The 22,040-nt window shown below is 38.8% G+C and carries 13 protein-coding genes; all 13 read right to left on the reverse strand.

The window, feature by feature from the left end; all coding sequences use genetic code 11:
• Nucleotides 1-804, reverse strand: coding sequence for an alpha/beta fold hydrolase (locus AWW78_RS00750; RefSeq protein ID WP_047133791.1), 804 nt, complete (start codon nucleotides 802-804; stop codon nucleotides 1-3).
• 20 nt (nucleotides 805-824) lie between these two features.
• Nucleotides 825-1,667, reverse strand: a complete 843-nt coding sequence (locus tag AWW78_RS00755; RefSeq protein WP_047133792.1) for a sugar ABC transporter permease — start codon at nucleotides 1,665-1,667, stop codon at nucleotides 825-827.
• 17 nt (nucleotides 1,668-1,684) lie between these two features.
• Nucleotides 1,685-2,566 carry a carbohydrate ABC transporter permease gene (locus AWW78_RS10665; RefSeq protein WP_047133793.1) on the reverse strand — a complete coding sequence of 294 codons (882 nt, stop codon included), beginning with the start codon at nucleotides 2,564-2,566 and terminating at the stop codon, nucleotides 1,685-1,687.
• Nucleotides 2,559-3,791, reverse strand: coding sequence for an extracellular solute-binding protein (locus AWW78_RS10670; RefSeq protein WP_082359616.1), 1,233 nt, complete (start codon nucleotides 3,789-3,791; stop codon nucleotides 2,559-2,561). The genes AWW78_RS10665 and AWW78_RS10670 overlap by 8 nt, the downstream gene beginning before the upstream one ends.
• On the reverse strand, nucleotides 3,791-6,031 hold the full coding sequence (locus AWW78_RS00765) for a hypothetical protein (protein ID WP_047133794.1): 2,241 nt from the start codon (nucleotides 6,029-6,031) through the stop codon (nucleotides 3,791-3,793). The genes AWW78_RS10670 and AWW78_RS00765 overlap by 1 nt, the downstream gene beginning before the upstream one ends.
• A complete protein-coding gene (locus AWW78_RS00770; protein ID WP_047133795.1) occupies nucleotides 6,028-10,275 on the reverse strand; it encodes an alpha-amylase family glycosyl hydrolase in 4,248 nt (1,415 codons plus the stop codon). Before AWW78_RS00770 ends, AWW78_RS00765 begins: the two co-directional genes overlap by 4 nt.
• Nucleotides 10,276-10,367: 92 nt before the next feature.
• A complete protein-coding gene (locus AWW78_RS00775; RefSeq protein WP_047133796.1) occupies nucleotides 10,368-10,733 on the reverse strand; it encodes an endonuclease domain-containing protein in 366 nt (121 codons plus the stop codon).
• A gap of 177 nt (nucleotides 10,734-10,910) precedes the next feature.
• Nucleotides 10,911-13,667: a carbohydrate-binding module family 20 domain-containing protein gene (locus AWW78_RS00780; protein ID WP_075425997.1), complete on the reverse strand. Its 2,757-nt coding sequence runs from the start codon at nucleotides 13,665-13,667 to the stop codon at nucleotides 10,911-10,913.
• 117 nt (nucleotides 13,668-13,784) lie between these two features.
• Nucleotides 13,785-14,795: a PorV/PorQ family protein gene (locus AWW78_RS00785; protein WP_047133797.1), complete on the reverse strand. Its 1,011-nt coding sequence runs from the start codon at nucleotides 14,793-14,795 to the stop codon at nucleotides 13,785-13,787.
• Nucleotides 14,796-14,810: 15 nt separating this feature from the next.
• Nucleotides 14,811-18,359, reverse strand: coding sequence for a fibronectin type III domain-containing protein (locus AWW78_RS00790; protein ID WP_047133798.1), 3,549 nt, complete (start codon nucleotides 18,357-18,359; stop codon nucleotides 14,811-14,813).
• Nucleotides 18,360-18,382: 23 nt separating this feature from the next.
• On the reverse strand, nucleotides 18,383-20,689 hold the full coding sequence (locus AWW78_RS00795; RefSeq protein ID WP_218059841.1) for a TonB-dependent receptor plug domain-containing protein: 2,307 nt from the start codon (nucleotides 20,687-20,689) through the stop codon (nucleotides 18,383-18,385).
• Nucleotides 20,655-21,167 carry a carboxypeptidase-like regulatory domain-containing protein gene (locus AWW78_RS10255; RefSeq protein ID WP_082359529.1) on the reverse strand — a complete coding sequence of 171 codons (513 nt, stop codon included), beginning with the start codon at nucleotides 21,165-21,167 and terminating at the stop codon, nucleotides 20,655-20,657. The genes AWW78_RS00795 and AWW78_RS10255 overlap by 35 nt, the downstream gene beginning before the upstream one ends.
• A gap of 18 nt (nucleotides 21,168-21,185) precedes the next feature.
• On the reverse strand, nucleotides 21,186-22,040 hold an 855-nt coding region (locus AWW78_RS00800; RefSeq protein WP_047133799.1), incomplete at its 5' end, for a LacI family DNA-binding transcriptional regulator.

Here is a 22,040-nt window from a genome sequence, read left to right on the forward strand (position 1 = left end):
TTAGATTTGACAAACTTTCTTCAAAAAGTTTAAAATTGCGTCATTAAATTTTTCGGCATTTTCAAGGTTGCTTAAATGTCCAGCGGATGGGATTATTTCAAGATAGCTGTTTTTTATCTTGCTGTGAAGCGTTTGCGCAAGTGTGGGTGGGGTTAGCGTATCATCTTCACCAACAACGATCAAAACTGGAATATCAATCTTCTCAAGCAGATGCGATGTATCAGTTCGAGTTGAAAGGGCGATTAAATTTCCTGCAATTCCAATCTCATTATTTTGAACGATCATATCATAAACGAAGTTGACAATCTCTTTCTTAAATTCAAATGTTTTCGGCGATAAAACTGTTTTAATGAATTCGTCAGCGAATTTTTCCTTGCCGTGAAATTTCAATATATGGAGCATCTGAGCCCTCTTTAACTTTGCCTCGTTTCCATCGGCTTCAGCTCTTGTATCGCACAAGATTAAAGCGTGAAACATCTTCGGTTGTTTTTCATAAGCCCGTAAAATAATATATCCACCCATCGATAACCCGCAAGCGATAACTGTTTCAATTTTCAAACTTCTTAACAACTCGATAAAGTCATCGACAAGATTTTCAAACATAAATTGCCCATCACCAACTTCGCTTTGCCCAAGCCCACGACCATCATAGGTTAAAATCGAACATTTCCCTTTTAAAACTTCAACCTGTGGTTGCCACATCTTTTGATTAAATGGAAAACCGTGCACAAAAACCACAGTTGGTGACTCCTCAACAGGATAAAAATTGTAGTCGATGTTTATCCCATTAATTTTCGCCTTCATCTTTCAAACCAAGTTTGTTTTTAACCTTTCACACTCCCAAGTGTTAAACCAGATATGAGATATCTGCTCAAAACTAAAAACAACAAAACCGCTGGTATGCTCACAATCAAGGAACCCGCAGCATATAATCCCCATTCCGTTGCCATGCTTGATTCAAATTGCTTCAACCCAATTGCAAGCGTGTAAAGTTCAGGCTCTTGCAGAATCTGCGCAGCGACAACATACTCAGCCCATGCTGACATAAAAGAGAAAAGAGCAGTTATAACAAGAGCTGGCAAAGCAAGCGGAAACACAACTTTATAAAACGCCTGAAACTGATTGCAGCCGTCAATTCTCGCAGCCTCTTCCAAACTCACTGGTATCGTGTCATAATATCCCTTCATCTGCCAAACGCAGAATGGCAAAGCGGTAGATGTGTAAACTATGATGAGCCCAAGATAACTATTTAAAAGATGAAGTTTAATAAGCATAATGTAAAGCGGAAGCAAAAGCATCGTTGCGGGGAACATTTGCGTAATCAATATCCCGATCATCACAGCTTTCTTACCGAAGAACCTAAATCTCGAAAGAGCATATCCAGCAGTTGAAGCAAGCGTCACGCTTGTCAACATCACAGTAGCAGAGACAAAAGTCGAGTTAAAGAGCCATCTTAAAAACGGCGTCGATGTAAACAATTGAATGTACGAATTTAAAGTTGCATTTTCAGGTATGATCCTCAAAGATGTCGAGAGAAGCTTGTCCGCAGGTCTAAGGGAGATGCTCACCACATTTAAAATTGGATAAATTGCAACCAAGGTGAAAATTATGATGAAAAGATATGTCGCAAAATCAAGCAAAATTCGTTTTATTTTATGTCCGTTCATCTTGCGTCAAACTTTATTTAGTAAATTGATTCGACCGCTTTTGTCTTTTTAAGGAAATAAATTCCAATTACAAGCAAAATTAAAAATATCACTACGGACAAAGCAGCAGCGTAGCCATATCTATAAAGGTTGAACGCGGCTTTATAAACATACGAGACAAGTATGTGAGTTTGATCGCTTGGTTCACCGCCATTTGAAACGAGCCATACGATATTAAGATTATTAAATGTCCAAATAATGCCGAGCGTAATTGCTGGCGCCATCACAGGTCTTAAAAATGGCACGGTTATATTTTTAAATTTTTGCCAAGCCGATGCACCATCGATGTCAGCCGCTTCATAAAGCTCACTTGGAATGCTTTGCAATCCTCCGAGAGCGACGACCATCATAAACGGAAAGCCAAGCCATACATTAGTGATGATACACGCAGTAAATGCCTCAAAAGGTCTCAAAAGCCATTCAACGGGTGACATGTTAAGATATTTAGCGATGAAAATATTTATCGCACCATATTCGTAATTGAACATGCTTCGCCATGTCAACGCAGTTATAACTTGTGGGATCGCCCACGGCAAAATCAAAAGCGTTCTAAAAATGGGTTTGAACCTAAGCGATTTTCTGTTTAAAAGCAAGGCGAGAAAAACTCCTATCGTAACATGGAAAATTACATTCACAAAAGTCCATATAAGGGTTTTTAAAAACACAACATAGAATGTATTCTCCGTGAAAACCTTAACATATTGTCTAAAGCCAATTATCTTCCAATCTCGAAAATGCCGTAAACTCATATTCGAAAAAGAAAGAACGATATTATAAAAGAAGGGATAAACGATGACGCCAAACATTATCAACAAAGCGGGAAGCAAAAATACAAGTATGAATAATGTTCTTCTATTCATTCATTTCCTCAATCTTTTTTACCGCAAGTTGCTGCATTTTGATGGCTGCTTCCTCTGGGGTCATTGTTCCGCCAAGGACCGCTTGATAATACGGACGCATCGCATCCCATATTGCCCTAAGCTCGGGAACAACTGGCATTGGCCTCCCAACTTCAGCTTGCCAAATGGAAGATTGAACCAACGAATCACTTATCACAATTTCATTTTCTAACGCTTTTTTATGTGTCGGTATCGTGCCAAGAGATTTTGTGAGCTCAAGTTGAACTTCCGCGCTGACAAGATATTTGAACAAATCAAGAACGTATGGCAACTTTTTTTCATCAACGTTTACATTAATTAAATAACCCTTTATTGAAACCATTGGAGCTGGCCAAAGCCCCGTAGCTTCAACCTTTGGAATTCGAGTTATTCCGAATTTAACACCTGCTTTCTTGTATCCGCCGATGGACCATGGACCATTTATAAGCATCCCAGCCCGTCCCTCTTTAAACAACGCATCAGCAGTATTGTAATCACATTCCCTCGGAATAATTTTGTATTTATCCCTTAAATCGCGAACAAATTTCAATGCTTGCACAGTTGCCTCAGTGTTCAAAGTCGGATTCCCCGCAGAATCCATCACCCACCCGCCAAATCCAGTTAAAAATGGTATGAAGAAAAAAGGCTCAGTATAATTCCAAACAAGACCATACTGATCGATCTTTCCATCCCCGTCAAAATCTTTTGTTAATTCCTTTCCAATTTTAATTAATTCGCTCATCGTCTGGGGTGGCTTCTTGACAAGTTCCTTGTTATACAAAAGAAAAAGGTGATTCCCAATTTGATCCCCGATTTGATAAAGATGTCCTTTATACCAAAGCAACCCCCGATGATCGAACTGATTTAAAAAGCTTGTGTCAAAAATTTCCTCAAGTGGTCTAATAATTTGAAGCAATTCAAAAGGTCCAACTTGATCGCTTGGTCCATAAACTATGTCAGGTCCCTTTCCAGCTATTGCGGATATGATATATGCTGATCTAAGTTCCTCCGTCTCTTTATACAAAACAATAACTTTTACATTTGGATGATGCTCCATGTATCTCTTTACCGCTTGCTCAAGTATCTCCCGCTCGCCGGGTGGCTTCTGATGCCATATGACGATTCTAACTCTTTCAGGATTATCTTTAGAACATGAGATAAACAAAAAGACTAAAAAAATCGCGACTAATCGAACTATTTTCATCATCAAGGTTGATCTTTTTTATCTCTCAAAATCGGGCTAAATAAAAACTTCGGAATCTCAATCTTATAACCTGCATTTTGCAAAAACTTGTAAACATTTATTAAATGAGTTCTAAAGCCAACATCAAATGGCTCATCCCCACCAAGAGCGTTTTGATCTTTGCCATACCACCAAAACCAGTCACTGCCTTCAGCGGCATAAAGTGATTCCCATGCCCTGTATTCAAAATATCTTCGAGTTTCCAATTTTGGTAAATCCGATGCTGGATTCGGTCGTGGAACTTTCAACTTTTCGATATCTCTTCTAACTTTTAAAAGATATTCCCAAGCTAAATTTTCTTCATCTTCACCGATCCATGTGTCAAAATTAGCGTTTATCCAACTTCCAGCCCAGAGCGGTTCAAGTTCAGCGTGAGATGTAATCTTGTGCGGTTTGATGCCACGCTTGGGATTTCCATAAATCCACTCGCTCATCGTCACAGTTATAACTTGGCCTTCATCATACAATTTACTTAATTTTCTGTAAAGTGCATTTAAAAAAACTTTGCCGTCTTCATCTTTCCTATACCATTCCCATGCATTTTCACCATCAAGTATAACCGTGATCAGCCTTTCATCAGTTGAATCTTCAGGTGCAAAACTTAACACATATCTTATAAAATCATCAGCTGCAATTTCAGGTTCATAGTTTTGATAAGTAAATCCGATGGCATCTGAAAGTTTTGTATCCCTGAAAACAATAAGTAATGATTTCGTTTCGTCCTTCTTGCCGTAAATAGTATCCTCATCAACAAAATATGGATAATAAAAAGGTTGGTTTTCGGGTTTCGATCTTGCTAAAACTTTCTCATCCGTTGCTATCCATCTTATTCCATTCCTCACGAACAGAGAAACAACCTGCTCAGATACGGATCCTTCCGCTGGCCACATTCCTAAAGGTTTTTGCCCGAAAATTTTTTGATAGTATGCGATCGATTTTTTTATCTGAGCATCAGCGTCTTCGGGATAACTAAATCTCTCAGGAAGTTTATCATTGGGTTGAGGCAGCTTCGCTATATCCGTGTCATATATCAAAGGCAAAATTGGATGATAAAACGGCGTGGTTATAACCTCAATTTGACCAGTTCTTTTAACAGGATCATACATCAACTTTTTATGGACTGGAATTACAGCAGATAAAATTTTATATGTCTCAGCAACAATTCGATTGCAATCATCTTCAGTGATCTCTTTTTTCAGGTAATATTTTCCATCTTTTTTCTGAACAAGGTCAGTCAAATCAACTTCAAATCCGTTTGCGAGTTTCACCTTCCCATTTAAGAAATCTGGGTCAAAATTTGAAAGGTAAAAGAAAAATTTAATTTTTCTAAGATCATCCACTGTATATTTAGCGGGATCCTTTTGCTTCAAAGCCTTATACTCTGGAAACCTATCAATCACAACTTCGCTGACACTGAAACAATTCCATGGATTTTTATAAATATAGCCAAGTTCATACTCCGTGAAATTTTTCGAGTCTTTCAGCATCAAATCAATCCATGGATCGACTTTAACATTATCTTTAAAATATCTCTCTGCGTCAATCCTATTCTTTTTAGGATCAAAGTACGGCTTTAATCTCTTAACATAGTATTCACTCAGCTGGTAAAGTAAAGACGAGGTCAAATTTATAGTTACATGGACATTGGGGTATTTCTCGAGCAAGCTCGCCATGTCATAATAATCCTTAGTCCCGTGGGTTCTCACCCATGGTCCTTGAAGTTCGTCTTTTTCAGGATCGAGGTAAGACGGCTGATGTTGATGCCAGATTATGTTAAGGTAGATTCTGTTCGTCTTTGGATAGATATCTTGAGGATTTGGCTTCGCGTCAGGTTCAGATTGTAATAAAATTTTCCAATCATAAGATAAAACAAAGATGGAATTAAAATCCGTGCGATTAAAATTTTCCACTTTAACAGGGTTAGCTGGATCAAGCATCCATTTACCATCGACGATGAATTTATACTGATAAACTCCGGGTTTAACTTTAAATTTTTTCGACCAAATACCGGTTTCATCTTTAGTTAAGAAATCATCAGTTCGCCAACCGTTAAAATCCCCTGCAACTACAACTGATTTCGCATCCGGAGCATACAGTTGAAATACAACATAACCATTCTCAAATCTTGGCTGGGAAAGTAATGGAGGAGCAAGGAAAAGGAAGAGAAAAATATAAAGCATTACTCGATGTGGTTTTATTTTCATTTTATTAAAATCATCTTTCTTACTTCACTAAAGCCATTGTAAGATAAACGATAAAAATAAACACCCGTCGGTAAACCACCAGAATCAAACTTAACCCTATGCCTTCCAGGTTCGAGTTCTCCATCAATTAAAACTTTAATTTCTCGACCCAATACATCATGCACCACAAGCCTAACTTTAGCCCTTTCAGGTATGTCAAATTCAATAAATGTTGAGGGGTTGAACGGATTTGGGTAGTTTTGATAAAGTTTGAATTTTCGTGGAATAAATTCGCCCATACCATCTTTTACGGAGACGATCGGCGGAACTGAAACAGTATCGCGTGTTAAAGAAATGGTAAAGACAGCTGAGCCATAAGGTTCAAGTGTTACAGAGATATTTTGCAATGCGTCACCATTAACGATAGAATAACTGTTTGAGAACAAGTCATTTAAATAATAATTTTGCCCTGGCTGAATTCCACCCGTAAACAGGACATAATCTTTGACATTCAAATTAACAGTTTTGGCATCTGCTGAAAGATTAACGATAACGAGTCCATTTTGATTTTCATATTTTTTCACATAGGCGTAAACTCTTGGATCATTTGTACTTATCATTTGATGCTCTCGACCTCTAAAAGCGGGGAATTTATCCCTTATAAATGCAAGACGCTGATAATGGGATTGCAAGATTTCTTTATCAGGATCATTCCAATTAATTTTAAACCTTCTGCCTTCGAATTCATTCATCCCATTTCCGAAACCAACTTCTTGACCAGCATGAACAAGCGGAATCCCTGGAATTGTAAATAAAATTGTCGCAAGTGGTTTAGTTCTCCTCAAATCACTTTGATAAATAAGAGCAATTCGAGTTTCATCTTGATTTTCCATGTATCGCAGATATTGAGAATTTGGACCAGGATAATACCCATAATTTGTCGCCCTGTCGTTAATTTCATTTAAGCTCAACGAGTAAGCATTTCTAAATACATTCCACATATTTCTATCATAAGCAGCATCAACTCCTCCACTGCTGTCTGCATAAATCACTTCCGTTCCCGGTCCAGTTCCCGCAGCTTCTGCAAGAAGCAGAATGTCAGGTTTTACATGTTTTAAAGTGTTTCTAATTGGGATACCAAAGTTCTGTTCACCATATCTTCTTTGTGGTCCCCAGTAAACATCAAACCTAAATCCATCAACCCCAACATCTTTCACCCACCACTTCAACACATCAAGCATATAACTTCTTAAATCAACATCAGACCAATTTAAATTTGCAAGCGTCCAATCGGCATATCGAACATAAGCTGAATCAGGTGCGTAAGATTGGGGTAATTCTTCATTATGTGCAAAAATCTCATGTTGGACAAAATCCCAATAGGGGGAATCCAACCAATATCTTCTAATGCTTTGGATCCACGGATGACCATCTGCAACATGATTTGGAGTTATGTCAAGGATAACCTTTATCCCGAGCGAATGTGCTTTGTTAAGAAATTCTTTAAAATCATCCATTGTCCCATATTCAGGTGCAATTTGATAAAAGTCCACAATTCCATATCCACCCCCAACAGCGTCAATTGTATACTGATTTTTCATTATCGGCATCAGCCAGATCACATTATATCCCATTGATTTTACATAGTCAAGCTTTTGTGTAGCTGCTTTTATCGTGCCTTCTTGAGTAAAAGAGTGCAAGAAAACTAAATACATTCTCGCATTTTTAACCCAAGATGGATTATCCGCATAACCCGGAAGATAAACGCTGCCATCAGTTCTTATTTCGAAATAGTTCCTTGTAGTGTCAGCATTTCCAGCCGGATCGCGAGCAATGAGTGTAAAGTAATATTCACCGGGCTTAGACGGTTTTGAAATAGTTACGCTTGCTGTGGTCGAACCATTTACACCAGGAATAATTTCTGGATTTGTCGAATCAGCAAACCAAACAAATGTCAAAGGATCAGAATCCGGATCTGAACTTTCACTTGCGTCAAGAATTATATTCGAACCGCTGACAGAAAATTTAATTTTTGCAAATGGTTTATGTTCAACGATTCTATAAATGTTAACTTTATTTGAATAACCCGATTTGTTTCCAATTGTTGCTTTCACTTGAATTATGTTATCACCCTCAACCAAATTAACAGGTACAGAAAATTTCCCACCAGACGCACCAAATGTTCCTTTATTACCATTGATGAAAACTTCAACATATGTTACCTCATTTGCAGGAGTTCCATCCTGATGTGTTATCTCACCGCGAATCGTAATTGAAGTTTTCCGCGTCTTCCTCGGTTGAGTTGTGATCTTGACGATTGGAACACCGCTCATATCAATCCCAATTTGCGATGGCGTTATCCCTGCAAAGCCACGACCCTCATTATCAATTGAAGCAAGTATTGGACTTGAACCGACGATATAGTAACTTAAAATCTTTCTCTGAATCGCATCGTCAATGAAAGCAAGATCAAAAACCTTCGGATTACCATTTTGATCGTTTCCTCCATTTGCAGATGTAATCTTTACAGCAGTACCGTTCGCATCAATAAGAAATGAATAAATCGCATAATAAAGCTTCCCACTAAACGAACCAAGATAGTTTATAATCTCATCAAGTGTAAGATAGAATTTAAGCGTGTCGGATGTTATGGAAGCATTCGCATTATAGCTAATGTTTCTAACTTTTGTCAATGGGTCAGCCTTTGTATAAATCGCATTAAATCGCTGATCATTAACACCTGGAGCAGATATAATGTAAACTCCACGATCGCTGAAATCTGGAATTTTAATCTCTGCTGAAAATGGATCAGGGATAAAATTGTCAATTGCACTGTTTATTAAGAAAGCAATGGATGTGTTTTGAGTTATATCTCTAAGTTTTATCGTAAAGAAAATTGTATCCCCTGTTTGATTGGCACGGGCGTTAAATTCTTGTATATCACATGAACCAGGACTAAATCCATTGGGGTAAACATAATCACCATCCCCCAAATCATCACCAGTGTTATCAACATAATGGAATCCCGAATTGGAAGGATAAACCCCAAATGCTGAATAAGTTACCCCATAATTGCCATCTTTATCGCTTGCTTCAAATTTTAACTCATGCCTTCCATGTGTTAAGTTATTAATTTGCGCCGTAACTGTCTTGGTAACTGTGTCGTAGTTTGATTGAATCAAAACCCCATCAAGATAAACCTTTACACTATTTGGGTTAATACCTTTCTCCCTTGAACTATCAAAAACTTTCGCGATCACATTAATTGAGTTAACTGTATCAGAGTAAATCTTTCCGTTCGGCGGATTTAAAACTTTAAAATACGGCTTCAATATCCGGCTCACATAAGCAACCGAATTTCCATAAGTCCCCCGAGTCACAGGATTATCCGGATCAGCAGTCCATATTGATCCATTAAGATAAAACTTATACTCATATTCCCCCTCGGTTAATCTCAAAGTTTTTGTCCACACACCGCGAAGTGAATCGTATTGCATCGGGTCTTCCCCCCAATTATTGAACTCACCGCGTAAACTAACCGAGGTTATATTTCTGTAGGAATTTCTTGAACTTCTCGGGTCAAATATAAATTCATATTCAGCCTGATAAATTCTATATGTTACATCAACAGTAAAACGCGAGGTATCAGAAGCAGTTTTACCAGTTGATGTTTTAACTTCAAGTTTTATAAAATGCTGACCATTTGAAAGAGGTTGAGATGGAGTATAGCTAAACTTTTGATTTCCCGGATTAAAATATGTAATTCCATTTGGGACAAGAACATTATCTATATAAAGATTAATCTCTGAAATTGTCGTACTGGATGAATAAAAAATATAAGCTGAGATCTCCGGTTGATCGCGATTCGTTATCGTGCCATGCTTTGGCAAAAGGTGGAAAACCATCGGATCGGAAACGATGAGAATTGAATTGTTATAATTCGAATAATTAACTCTTGGGTTGTTTGGATCAGTTATCCATGTCTCCCCTTTGCCATCGCCGTTTCTATCTTCGACAAATTTATATTCATGAATTCCAACGCCGAGATTTTGAACTTTATACCAGACACCATTACTAGCATCGTAACGCATTCTAAATGTTGTATCTGAGACAATTCCATTAACATTATTTCCCCAATTGTTAAATGTGCCAGCCAGAAAAACAGAATTTACAGGGGTTTGTGGTTTATAATAAAATGTCACAGGGACAATTTGTGAGAGAAGAGATTGAGCGAAGATTAGAATAAATATAAAAATTTTGAGCATAAAGGTAATTTCCCCTATGTTTTGGTTTTTTAACTCACCCCCTAACCCCCTCTCTATCGAAATAGAGAGGGGGAACTAAAGGGGTGAGTTAATTAAACAGATTCAATAAAGTTTTTTATCCGTTCTAAAACTAATTCAATATCAAGCAGCTCTTCATTTTTTATCCTCAAGACTTTTAATCCCATACTGTTAATGATGTAATCTCTCATTTGATCTCTATCTTTCTGAGAATCGTGCACCTTCCCATCAAGCTCTAAAACAATTTTCTTTTCCGCACAATAAAAGTCGGCTATAAAAAAGTGAAGCTTATCGTTGCAAATATATATTATTGGGTGTTGCCGCAAAAACTTCAGTCCTAAAAATTTTCTGCCTCGCAAAATTTCCCATAATTTTCTCTCCGATACCGTCTGCTGTTTTCTTAATTGCCTTGCTATTTCAATTATTTGCTTTTTAGTCATTAAAAGCAACCAATTATTCTTTAAGCTTCCCGGCTCAATTCAAATAAATTTAAATTTTACTCACCCCCTAACCCCTCTCCAAGAACTTAGAGAAGGGAAATCAAGGGGGTGAGTTTAAAACTTTTAGCATCTTAACCCCCTCTCTAAAAATTTAGAGAGGGGGATTAAGGGGGTGAGTTACTTCACCAGCATCATCTTCTTAACAGCGGTAAATCCACCAGCTTTCAATCTGTAGAAGTAAACACCACTCGCAAGATTTCCAGCGTCAAATTTCAATTCATAGACACCTGGCTTCTGTTCCTCATCAACAAGTGTTGCAACCTCTTGTCCAAGAATATTGTAAATCTTCAATGTGACACGCTCTGTATTCGGTATGCTATATTTAATCGTTGTGGTCGGGTTAAATGGGTTCGGATAGTTTTGATACAAAGCGTATGTCAAAGGAATCTCATCTGTTTGCTTAACACCTGTGAACTTGTTCACGATCTTAACTGTATCTTTGAAAGCACCCAATCCTCTCTGTCTTCCAAATTTAACAACCTCAAGTTCATTTACCGCCTTTGTACCCGGTTGATCTGGCATATCATCAAGGAACAAGAGATGATCCTCTTGGAAGCCAGCCTCATTGTCAACAGTTCCATTCGCCGCAAACTTAAACTGAATCGGTCCCTTTATACTCCACTTTGGGAATGTCAAAGCGACAGCATAAATTGTATCTCCAGCGACTTTATCTGGATATGCACCATCATCATGCATCCTCAACTTTGAACGATCCCTCGTTGGTTCATCCCAAATCCAGAACAATGGCGGTGTGCTCCCAGCGATGAACAATGAATCGACCCTTGTAATTGGATTGCCACTATTGTCAGTCACTCCTCTCATATCGCAATAGAACCACACCTCAACCCCCTCTGGCTTCTGAACATAACCTTCCGGACCAAGTTTGTTAAAGTAATCCCTTGCAACTTGCTGGGTATCTGCATCAGTAAATGTGTACTTTCTATTTGCGCCTGTTTCCCATCCACCATTTGGAACCCTCGCTTGATTATTTGTCCCAGTCTTGATGTAATACTTGAATTCAATGAAATCGCCAGGTGCAGCTGTAATCGTAACAAACTTCTCCCATACTCCGGGCTCAAGGGTTGACGGGCTCAACGCGTCAGATTCACCCCAACCATTGAAACTGCCACGAACCAAAACAACATCACCGCTGTCTGGATAGAAAATCCCAGCTCCTTGCATTACGCTCATATCAACGCTAAAGTAAAGGGCAACTGGCTTTGCTGGAGCGATAACTTTTCTATCAAATGTCGTCCATCCTAATGTCGTATCTCGTTTTATAGTGACCTCGCGATTCGGATCTGATTCCCACCTTATAACATTGTCGGGGTTATCTCTGGAAGCAATCACGAACTTATAAGCAATTCCGGATGGCGACGGGAATCTCAACCTTCCGGACCAAATCTTATCATTTGCTGGTTCTGGACTGAGAACAAAAGTCCTGCCCCAACTTATATCTCCAAAATCGTTATGGTTTGGCAATTGCGCTCCACGAACTCCAACGACATGTTGTGCTGGGTCAAACTCAGGGATGTTATAAACATAAACCCTAAACCACACATCAATTGAATCAGTTGGCGTATACGGTGGATTTGGTCCAAAACCTTGCTTGCGGAAGAAAACAAGTGGCAATGTCGTATCCGCCGCAGGTATGATTAATGAATGATTGGGACCATCTTCCCAATCCTCAGCATAGAATTTGTACTCAAGCCCCTTCCCTATCATCGTATCTGGAAAATCAATTGAAAGTTTCCAATAATCACCACCTAAATTCGTCATTCTATTTGTGTTCGCACTTGACCATGGACCAAGCAATGGATGTGAACCACGAACCTCAACAAGCGATGAATCCGTCAAAAGTTTCGGCGATGTCGCTGTGTTAACATTAAATGTAACTTGATAAGTCAACTGGAATGAAGCAAGATAGTTGTTTGTCGCAAGAGCGATCATCCTATGACGTACAGGATCGTATACCGCTCTTCCAGTGCCGTTTGCATTTGAGTTACCAGTGATACTATCAGTCACAGCTATTAATTTTGCCTTTGCTGGACCCTCTGTTACATCATAAACATAAAATTTAAAATAAGGACTAGCTACACCAGCACCCATTCCCAAAGTGAAGAAAAGTTTTCTTCCGGAGGCAGTTAAACCCAAATCAGCTGTAGCAGTCCCTGATGTACCCGCAATTTCACCCAATAAGTTTCCACTTTGATCCCATACACCAGCAATTGTTCCAGCACCATTACCCCAAATATTTCCATCTTTATCAATGTCAATGCCAAGTCGTGCACGACCAGTGCCAACGGTGACCGACTTTTCATATGTAAAGTTTACTCCATCGGTTGTTCCAAAAACTACCACTTTGTCATTTCCAGTGCCACTTGCATAAATTTTTGTATTTGTTCCAGAACCATCAACTGCAAATGCGTCACCAACTCTTGCGTTAACTCTCCACGAAACTGCTACTGTCGGCGCAGAGCTTTCATCAGCCCAACGATATACTTTGAACACGGTATCACCACTGGTATTGGTGGACAAATTACACGCATAAATTATCCCATCACTTGTAACATCAATCATATTTAAAGCAAATGTCCCACCACTTATACCTGTTACATCCAATTTCCCAAGGCTATCACCAGTTGCTGCGCTAAGGATTACTACTTTCAATCCATCAGTCCTTGAAACAACATAAACATGATCATTAACAGGATTATAAGCTATTCCGCGTGCCGCATTATCGGTCTGAAGCCAGGACACTACCCCTGCTTTCTTAACCCATACAGGTGAGAGTTTTAACTGCGCAAAAGAAATTGATAGAGCCACAGTGGTGAGAACGAAAAGAATTGCTAAAGTTTTAATCGACCTTAACATGATACTACCCTCCCATTATTTTTGTTTTTCAGAATTAAGTTAAAAGAACGAGGCGAATTAAGCAAGTAAAAATTTCGTTTTTTTAAGTTTTTGCGAATTTGACCTCCACTTTTGTTTTTAAAACTGCAAAGCAATTGCAAAGCTCTGGATGTTCTTTAAAATCCCAAAATCTTGATACGAATAATCAAAACTAAATCCAATCCCACCAACTTTGTAATTTATCCCAACACCAACCGTAAATCTTTCTTGCGAATCTTTTTGAAACAACGACTTATAACCGGCCCTCAAAAAAATCAAATTGCGAAAACTGTATTCAAAACCAATATTCAAACTTTCCGTGTTATCATTCGGATGAAGTGCATCAACCGCAAGCGTCAGATAATTTGTTTCGGTCTTAAAAACATCAATTGAAGCACCAACCCTAAAAAGAAGTGGAAGTGGCCAATTATCAGTTTTAAGCTTTGCACTTATTGCCGGATTATTTCCAGAAGCTCCGGGATCAGGATCATAAATCACAAACAAGTCTTTTCCATCAAGTTGCATTTCAGTTCCAAAATTTGAAATGCTCGCCCCAAGTTTAAGACCTTTAAATTCGGTTATGAACAAAACACCTACATCAAGTGCAAATCCAGTAGCTCTTTCGTTCCACAACTTTTGTTGAATGAACTTTACAGTTCCCCCAACTGAAAATCTATCTGTTAAGTTCCGCGCATAAGAAATGCCAACTGCAATATCACTTGCGTCCCACCTTTCACCAGTTCCTTCCGGGTAATCAATCGTCGTAACTTCTTCCTCACCATAATCAAGTCTTGTGATGCTCACACCAACATAATTATTTCTATCAATTCCAACTGCGATACCGACCCAATCAAAACTTGTCCCGAAAATCCATTTTGTGTGCGAAAGCATTATCTCATTTCTCCCAAGCCTTGAAACTCCAGCTGGGTTCCAATACAGCGCGCTAACATCCCCAGCGAAAGCAGTAAAAGCCCCACCTAAACCTATAGCCCTTGGACCAACCGCTATGCCAAGAAATGGAGCAGCAGTAGTGCCAACTTTAGATTGAGATATAAGAGGAAGGCTCAAAATTAAAATTGCGATGAAGATAAAACAAACTCTTCTCACCATAGTTTAGCCAAACTTTTATTTTATAATTGCAAATTTTCCAGTCTTTTGACCAATCCCTGGAGCGTCAACAACATAGAAATATACCCCATAAGCTGCGTCTAAATTTTCCTTCGTCTTTAGATTCCATGAAACAGTCCCATCCGAAATATCTTTATCATGCTTCAATGTCACAACAAGCTCCCCACGAGATGTAAAAATATAAATCGTTGCACCTGCCGGGACATGTGTGAAATCAATCTTCTGCGGACCTCTACCACTTGAAATTCCAGGCGGAAGTGGCGGTTCCCACCTTTCAGCAACGACATAGGGATTTGGAACAACCCGTATCTTATCAAGCTGTGCCTTCGCAAGTTCAGGATCAATGCGATTCGCGCGAACCTCAAACTCGTAAATATCCCCCTCCCTAAATGGCTTCGTTGTCCTTAATGTTAAAACATTTCCAGCACCTGGCAATGTAAACGCTGAATCTCCCTGAAATATAACAGCCCAGGTAAACGAAGATGTGTTCTGATATGTCTCATAGAAACCAATGCTAATTTGCCTAACCTTTGTAAAGGCATTATACACGTTCACATAAATGAAGTCTATATACTTGTCGTCAGTCAGATTTTTAACTTTAAACTTCACAGGTTGAGCAGGTATTCTAAGCGGAGAATATGCCATTGATGTATCAACAACCTCATCGTAAAATTCAATCCGATAATCAGCCGGATATAACTTGCCTCTGACAGCTCCAGCGCTAAACTGTGTAAATGTAAACTTTGGCATACCCGACCTGTTCCATCCAGATAAACTATCAATAAACTTTATATTCCAGTGATTGTCAAAAATTAATCTCATCCCGTCAAACAAATCCGTCTCACCCTCAAAAATGCGACTCCATTTCACAACTGTATCCGGATTAGATTGATTAGTGATATCAATAACGGAATAAGCTGTTGTTATCCTGTTAAAAGATGAATCCTTGAAAACAACCCTGTAGGTATGATTATCTTTGACTTTAAAAGGATCAAGGACATAAAGATAGATGTTCCCTGTAGCAGGTCCTTCTATATGACGAATGCTATCAGTTCCAGCGGGCAAAAATCCAGCGGATGGAGCATTTGGGGTCACGCTTACAGTATTTTTATCAAAAATCAACTTCCCTGTTGATGTGATTTGAATATATTTTGAATTCTCCGATGGAAAAACCTTTAGTTCAGCATCACCCTTATCATAAGCGACAACCGCATAATAATATGTGACACCATTCTTAACATCTGTATCAATAAATTGATGTTGAATTCCGGTTTCGCTTCCAAGCCAGAACTTAACACCATTGAAATCAAGTGGAAACCACCCGAAAACACTATCTTTAAGATCAAACTGCGCTATCGGTTTATAAAAAACAGGATTTCCAAATCCATCAGTTATAACCCTGGCATCGTTGAAATTTGGATCCGTCGCTTTATAAATTTTATAACCCTCAAAATCATAAGCCTTGTTGACATCTTCACCCTTATTTTTATAAACCTCGGCAAGCGCACGGTCAAAAGATTTTTCAGCGACATTATCCCAATACAAAATAACTTTCCTATCCCCAGCAATTGCCCTTAAAGTTGGTTTCTCCGGAGGTCTCGGGAAGTTATAGTTCGCATCATAAATCCCTTGCATAACTCTTTTATTAAAATACAGATCCTTTAAGTCCTCACCCATAAAAAGTATAAGTGAAAATCTTTCAGTCTGCTTTGATGTCAACGGAAAATATCCAGAACCAGCATCAAAATCAGGACCTTCAACATAACCTGTGATATATTGTTCAGGGACTTGCCAATTTCCAGGGGCAAGACGCCTCCACATCTCTTCGTCATTAGCCATGTTTATCGCTCCAGCTGGAACAAAGAAGTCAAAACTCGTCAGTCCAATTTGATCAGATTCATTCACATCAGTTGCGTCAAAATGCGGTTCCCCAGGAGTTGGACTCCTATCACCCTCACCAAAATCACCTGTCCCAGGAACCCCGTCTGCCCCAACATCATCCCAGTATGGATCCCAATCACCATCGTTATCAATTCCATCATCCCTTCTTTCATCAATCATTGGATCATTTAGACCTCGACCTGTGAAATAGTTCTTATACGCAAGTGGATTTAACTTATCAAAAATCACCCTTCCATCAGCAGTCTTCCGAATTTGTCTATAATGAAGATCAAAGTTTTCATCTATCAAGCCATCAAGGTCATCGTCAATCCCATTGTTTGGGATCTCAACGAGTTCTTTACCAGGCCAAATTACAAACGGAAGCCCAAGAGAGTAAACCGTAATTGTGTCAGTATCGTTTTTGAAAAGCGTATCCAAAGAAACAACTTTTCTTTCGTAAACGGTTTGATAAACTCCATACATCTGTGAATAAACCTTTTTAACCTCAATCAAAACTATTTTATTATTTGGAAAATCGGGATTTGGTCCTGGATCAAACCGTGATAATACCCTGTTCATCCCATCAGGATTTAAAGGAGAAGGTGGGAAATCTTGAGCTTTAAATTTGGGACTGCCTGGATTATTGCTGTCACCATCGTTATCAATACCATCAAAAGGATTGCCCGGCGTTTCAAGAAAACCATATCCAAGGTAACCAACGCTTCCGATCCATTTCGGATTTGAACTTTTATCAATATATTTATCAGCATCCCATGAATATGTCAAGTCCTCAGCAGCATCAAAAAACGACAAATCATCTCTCCATTCGGTATTACCACTCGAACCACCACCAGCGCCAACCCAAGTTCCAACTAAAAATCCAAAAACAGTTCTCCTATAATCTGTTGTGCCTTCATTCGTTATATCATATATCCAAAAAATTCCATCTTCTGCTAAAACATTTGACCACTGCATTCCCCTTACCTTCACAAAAAGCCCGTGCCCCATTCTCGTTGAATCAGTCGAATCGGGTCTGAAACCATACCTTCTATTGTATTTTTCATCGTTGTTATCATCCATGACGAAATAACTTTCCTGGTCCGCATTTGTAATTCCCTTACCAAAATATCCATTCCAAAACGGTTTTCCAGTTGTTGTATCTATCCAATCTGGATGATCAGGCCAAAATGGTGGCCAAGTTTCAGGTAAATGACTCATTGCAACGCCTTTACCAGGTTCTTGAAGAGTTGGATTTGCATAACCTGGAACCGGCTCAAAACCCCAAAACTTTCCTCCACTTCCTGTCTCACCACCCGATGCACCACCAGGTCTATCAACCGGACAAATTACAACTGAATGAACCGTATCAACAACCACCCTTCCAAGCGCTGAATCAAATCTTGGGAAATACAACTCAACCCCGACAAGAATGCTGACATCACCCGCATAACCGTTGTCATCATATTTCCACGCAAGCGGTGGACCCTGATTTGAAGGTTGTGCTATTACCCCCCAATTACCAAATACCGTCTTGACAAGATTACCATTATGTATCCCAACCTTTCGAAAAGTCCTGTCGCCCCTTAACTTTTGAGCAATGGAAACATCAAACGAAATCAAATGAAGGATAGAAAAAAACAGAATTAAACCTAAAATTTTTCTCATGACTTAACTTAATTTTGTTTCAATTATCTACCGAAGAAAATCGTCAACCCAAATTCAATTCTTCTCGGCTCCGAATAAAAAGTTGGGTTTGTAAACCATTCGCCAAGTGGATTCACAAGCTGAACTGGCTGTTGTTTCAAAGCGCTGAGATAATCAAGTGTAAAATCGGGCCTTCCGGTATCGTTGTAAACACCATAGGCATTCTTTGTATCAAACACATTATAAACGCGAGCAAACAAAGAAAGTGTGAAGAACTTAAATTTAATGTCCTTATAAAGCCTAAGATCAACATTAAAAACAGAAGGCTTCTTTTCCGAGTTGATTAAAAGTGTGCCAATGTTCTTCGATTGCCTTGGCGTATACGGTGTCCCGCTTCCATATTGAGCAACAACACTCAAACCCCAACTTCCTGGAATTGAATAAGAAGCAGTTACATTCAATGTGTGTCTTTGATCCCAATCAAGCGGAATTATCTTTACCTCAGGCCATTGCCCACCAAGCCGAAGGCTTCGCGTTTGAGCTGGGTCAGATGCGTTTCCCTTTGCGACTTGAAAGGTATAATCAATTGTCAAAGCCCAATTATTCGAAAATCTTTTATCAAGCGATAAAACAATCCCTCGCACAAACCCAAAGTCTGTGTTCTCATACTTGTTATACCAAGCTGAGCCACCGAATATAAAAATTTCATCGGCTCTTGTCCCAGTTAAGTTTCTTATATCCCTGAAATACCCAGTTAACTCAACCGTTATATCATTTGTGATCGCTTGTTGAACACCGATTTCACCACTTACAGTTTGCTCAGGCTTTAAATCAGCATTCCCAACAAGTCCAATATTTCCCGTCCCAGAACCAAGTTTAAATTCAGGATTTGTGTAAAGATATTCAAATGGCGGAATTTGGAAGAAATGACCGTAAGAAAAATGTATAACTCCACGATCGGTTATCGGAAAAGCAACACCTATTCTTGGACTCCACTGCCACTTTGGCTTCGCACGAATATACCAATATGCTCTTCTATCATCAACTGTTTTGGGAACATCTCCTTCATCTCCATAAATCCCATTATTGTTTGTATCAAAGTACCTATTTTGCGGTTTTAAAGGTTGGTAGATATTTGGATCAGACGGATCAGCAAGTACATGCCAATCGGGATTAAAATAATCAAACCTAACCCCAACATTCAAAATTATCTCGTTAAATTCCATTTTATCCTGAATATAGTATGAAAATTCCTTCGGGTTATTTCTAAATAAGGTGTGTGATGGCTCACTTATATCAGGAATCCTCGTTTTAACATACGGATTCTTATCAAGAATCGGGTCCCTCGCCCTATCTTCGTCAGATAAATCAAGATAAAACCCCTCAAAATAAATAGTATGATACCTGAACTCAACCCCGGTTTTCATTTGGTGAACTCTTGTAACCTGCGATGTTAAATCAAACTTTGCAACATATGTGCCAGTATTTCTATAAAAATGATCCATTTTCATCCCACCGGCAATAAAACTGTAAGGTCCGGGCTGAAGCAAAAGCTTAGGATGAACATATCTGGGATCGTATGGATCTTGAAAAACATAGTGTCTATAATCTTTGAAAAAGTATGAAAAACTCATTTGATAAAATGTCGTTTTGCTCAGCGTGTGATTTATCGAAAAGATGTTTGTAATCCCTTTATGAAAACGATTCAAATCACCGTCAGGGTTATACTTGAAAGCAAAATCAAAATTCCGATATTTCATGTATTCATACATGTAGTTATACGAAACCTTAAATGTCGGCGATAGATAAAATGTAAATTTGCTCTGCAAAAATATCTTTCTATTCCAATTCATCGGGACGAACGCGCTATCTCCAAATCCTTGTTCTGGATTTAAACTTATGATCCACTTGTTAGGATCAGGGTCGCGATTGTCAACTATGTTTTCCGGTTTAAACTTCCTTACTCCATAAAGCCATCCCCCAAAGTAAATCCATCTACCATTGAGATAAAAGAAAAGCTTATCCTTGATAACTGGGCCACTTAAATTCCCCTCAAAATTTCTAATTGACATAGGCTGAAACTTACTTAAACCAGTAAATATATTCGTATGAGCCGTGGCATACCCACCAAAATAGGTGGTGAAACTCCCATTCAAACTGTTGCCCCCATCCTTTGTAGCTATGTTTATAATTCCAGACATCGCCTGCCCATATTCCGCATTGAAAGCACCACTCACAAGTTGAAGCTCTTGGATCGATTTCCTATCAACTGAAATGACAGTGCTTCTGTCGTAAACATCTGTCACAGGAACACCATCAATCCAATATGCCACTTCCACTCCTACCACCACGAATATGACCCGCAACAACCCCAGCCTGCAATTCCAAAACTTCTTGAAACTCAGTGATAGGCAAGGCTTCTATTAACTCACTTCCAATTATAGCCGTCGAAGCAGTCAAATCTTTTTGCACAAGTGGTCTTTCAGCAACCACCACAACCTCTTGACCAAGCTCAATAACTGTTTGCTCAAGTTGGAAATCAAGTTTCGTGGTAAGATCAATCGAAACTTTTACACCTTCCTTTACAACCGTTTTATATCCAACTGCAGATGCTTTAACTTTATATACACCTGGTGGAACATTTATTATAGCATAATTCCCGTTTAAATCAGATGCTGCACCAAGGTATGTTCCTTCAATTATTATGTTTGCCCCGACTATTGGTTCCCCGGTTTGAGCATCTGTTACTCGCCCCGCTATCTTCCCTGTATTGCCACCTAAAACAATCGCAGGAATGAGAAGAGCGATAAAAAATTTTTTAAAATTCATGATAACCTCATTCTTTCTTTAAGGGCAACTGTTTCTTATAACTAATTCAGGGGTGAACTTTATATGCTCCGGCTTCGTTTTTTTATTATTTATTCTCTCAAAAAGTTTTTCAACCGCTATGACCCCCATTTCATACATTGGCTGTCTTACGGTTGTGAGCCCAAAATCTTTGGCAAGCTCTATATCATCAAAACCAATGATCGAAACATCCCCCGGAACCTTTATCCCATTTTCGTTTAAAGCTTCAATAACTCCAATCGCCTGAATATCACTTGAAACAAAAATAGCGGTTGGAAGCTTCCTGCTACGACTCAAGAGCTCCTTGCAAGCATAATATCCTGCCTCCCTATTAAATCCATCGAGCCTTGTATCTTTTGTCTCAATAAAAAATTCCTCGTAAAATTTTTTGCCATGATCAATAAGAGCCTGTTTAAATCCCTCAAATCTTTGTCTTGCTGGAACGCTTTCAAGCCGTGCAACAATCATCCCAATTTTTTCATGTCCAAGTTCAATTAAATGCTTAACAGCAATGTAAGCCCCTTTAAAATTGTCAACAGTAATTGAATCAAACTTGGGATGGAAGGTATCAACAAGCACTATTGGAATTTCTCGCTGAATGAAATATCTCGTATATGACTCGGGAAATTTCATCGAGAAGAAAAGAACACCATCAACTTTCCCACGATGAGTGCTCTTTTGAATATAATATTCAACTTGCGTCGCAGGATCATTAACCCCGTAAAGAACAAGGTCAAAACCAAACTCGGATATTTTGCTTTGAACCCCGCGAAGGACCTCAATGAAGAAATAGTTAGTAAAAAATGGAATTACAGCTGAAATTGCGTATGCTTTTTGCTTTGCTAATCTTTGTGC

This window comes from Candidatus Kryptonium thompsonii (assembly GCF_001535985.1).
Taxonomy (GTDB): domain Bacteria; phylum Bacteroidota; class Ignavibacteria; order Kryptoniales; family Kryptoniaceae; genus Kryptonium; species Kryptonium thompsonii.

Excerpts from the sequence above, each read along its gene's own strand:
- AWW78_RS00750 (WP_047133791.1), bottom strand. The coding sequence starts at position 804 with ATGAAGGCGAAAATTAATGGGATAAACATCGACTACAATTTTTATCCT.
- AWW78_RS00755 (WP_047133792.1), bottom strand. The coding sequence starts at position 1,667 with ATGAACGGACATAAAATAAAACGAATTTTGCTTGATTTTGCGACATAT.
- AWW78_RS10665 (WP_047133793.1), bottom strand. The coding sequence starts at position 2,566 with ATGAATAGAAGAACATTATTCATACTTGTATTTTTGCTTCCCGCTTTG.
- AWW78_RS10670 (WP_082359616.1), bottom strand. The coding sequence starts at position 3,791 with ATGATGAAAATAGTTCGATTAGTCGCGATTTTTTTAGTCTTTTTGTTT.
- AWW78_RS00765 (WP_047133794.1), bottom strand. The coding sequence starts at position 6,031 with ATGAAAATAAAACCACATCGAGTAATGCTTTATATTTTTCTCTTCCTT.
- AWW78_RS00770 (WP_047133795.1), bottom strand. The coding sequence starts at position 10,275 with ATGCTCAAAATTTTTATATTTATTCTAATCTTCGCTCAATCTCTTCTC.
- AWW78_RS00775 (WP_047133796.1), bottom strand. The coding sequence starts at position 10,733 with ATGACTAAAAAGCAAATAATTGAAATAGCAAGGCAATTAAGAAAACAG.
- AWW78_RS00780 (WP_075425997.1), bottom strand. The coding sequence starts at position 13,667 with ATGTTAAGGTCGATTAAAACTTTAGCAATTCTTTTCGTTCTCACCACT.
- AWW78_RS00785 (WP_047133797.1), bottom strand. The coding sequence starts at position 14,795 with ATGGTGAGAAGAGTTTGTTTTATCTTCATCGCAATTTTAATTTTGAGC.
- AWW78_RS00790 (WP_047133798.1), bottom strand. The coding sequence starts at position 18,359 with ATGAGAAAAATTTTAGGTTTAATTCTGTTTTTTTCTATCCTTCATTTG.
- AWW78_RS10255 (WP_082359529.1), bottom strand. The coding sequence starts at position 21,167 with ATGAATTTTAAAAAATTTTTTATCGCTCTTCTCATTCCTGCGATTGTT.